Below are 1593 nucleotides of genomic sequence, written 5' to 3' on the forward strand. Positions count from 1 at the left end.
GGTCGCGCCCGCGCGGCGGTGGCCGCACCGCGCGCCCCGCCCCCTCGGGGGCGCGGCCGAACCCGTTGTCCACAGGCAACCCACCGCACCTGTTCTGGCCAGTAATCTCGCCCGCATGGAGCAGAGGCATCTCGGCCGGACCGGCCTGCGCGTGTCCCGGATCGGACTCGGCACCCTCACCTGGGGGCGGGACACCGACGAGCACGACGCCGCGGACATGCTGAAGGCGTTCTGGGAGGCCGGCGGCACGCTCGTCGACACCGCGGACGTGTACGGCCACGGGGAGGCGGAGTATCTGCTCGGGCGGCTCATGGACGGCCTGGTGCCGCGCCGGGACCTGGTCATCTCCACCAAGGCGGGCAGCGTCCCCGACCCGGACCGCCGCTTCGACGGCTCCCGCGGCCATCTGCTCGCCGCGCTCGACGCCTCCCTGGCCCGCCTGGGCACGGACCACGTCGACGTGTGGCACATCCACGCCTACGACCCGGACACCCCGCTGGAGGAGACCCTCCAGGCCCTCGACCTCGCGGTGAGCAGCGGCCGGGCCCGGTACGCGGGCGTCGCCAACTTCTGCGGCTGGCAGCTCGCCAAGGCGGCCACCTGGCAGCTCGCCGCGCCGGGCGCCCGCACCCGGCTGGCCAGCACGCAGATGGAGTACTCGCTGCTGCAGCGGGGCGTGGAGCGCGAGGTGCTGCCGGCCGCGCTCGACCTCGGCGTGGGCCTGCTGCCCTCGTCCCCGCTCGGCCGGGGCGTGCTGACCGGCAAGTACCGGCACGCCACTCCCCCGGACTCGCGCGGCGCCTCCGAGCACCTCGCGCCCTTCGTCGAGCCGTATCTGGACGACACGGCGACCCGGATCGTGGACGCGGTGACGACGGCCGCCGACGGGCTCGCGGTCACCCCGCTCCAGGTGGCCCTCGCCTGGGTCCGGGACCGGCCCGGGGTGGCCGCGCCGATCGTCGGCGCGCGCAACGCGCAGCAGCTCACGGCGGCGTTGTCAGTGGAGGCCCTTAGTCTTCCTGACGAGATCTGCCGGGCGCTGGACGATGTGTCGGCGCCCGTGCATCGCTATCCCGATCACGACTGGAGCACGCTGTGAGCACGGAGCCGGAGACCACGGAGAACGCCGGGCCGGGGACGCCGGACACCCGTGAGACCCCGGACCAGGGCACCGACGGGGGCGTCGCGGCCGAGGGCACGGAGAAGACCGACGGCACCGAGGACGCCGACGGCATGGAGAGCCCCGCCGGCAGCGAGGCCGCCGAGGGCACGGAGGACGCCGAGGGCACGCGGAGCCCCGAGGGTACGCAGGGCCCCGAGGGTGCGCACGGCGCGGAAGGTGCCGGGGATGCGGAGGGTGCCGGCCCCGAGGACGAGGCCGCGGCCGAGGACGGGAGCACCACCGCCGAGGACGGAACCGCCGCTGCCGAGGACGGGACCGCCGCGGCCGAGAAGTCCGAGGCGGAGGCCGAGCTGGCCGCGCAGCGGATCGAGCGGGAGCGGATCGAGCGGCGCAAGGCCGAGAAGAAGGGCCCGATCCGGAGCGGCGGCAAGCTGAGCGGCACGGCGGCCGACCTGCTCGCGGCGGTCCGG

General features: G+C 75.7%; 1 protein-coding gene and 1 pseudogene. Both read left to right on the top strand.

Annotated elements, in window-relative coordinates:
- Positions 1 to 115: 115 nt before the first annotated feature.
- On the top strand, positions 116 to 1099 hold the full coding sequence (locus CCN44_RS42215; RefSeq protein ID WP_059248406.1) for an aldo/keto reductase: 984 nt from the start codon (positions 116 to 118) through the stop codon (positions 1097 to 1099).
- Positions 1096 to 1593 (top strand): annotated as a pseudogene (locus tag CCN44_RS47200) (DNA helicase RecD); the annotation flags it as partial. The gene CCN44_RS42215 and the pseudogene CCN44_RS47200, both read left to right, overlap by 4 nt.

The sequence above is a fragment of the Streptomyces tricolor genome, from assembly GCF_002155905.1.
GTDB classification, from domain to species: domain Bacteria; phylum Actinomycetota; class Actinomycetes; order Streptomycetales; family Streptomycetaceae; genus Streptomyces; species Streptomyces tricolor.

Bases quoted from the DNA above. Each gene is read 5' to 3' on its own strand.
- CCN44_RS42215 (WP_059248406.1), top strand. From the start codon at position 116: ATGGAGCAGAGGCATCTCGGCCGGACCGGCCTGCGCGTGTCCCGGATC.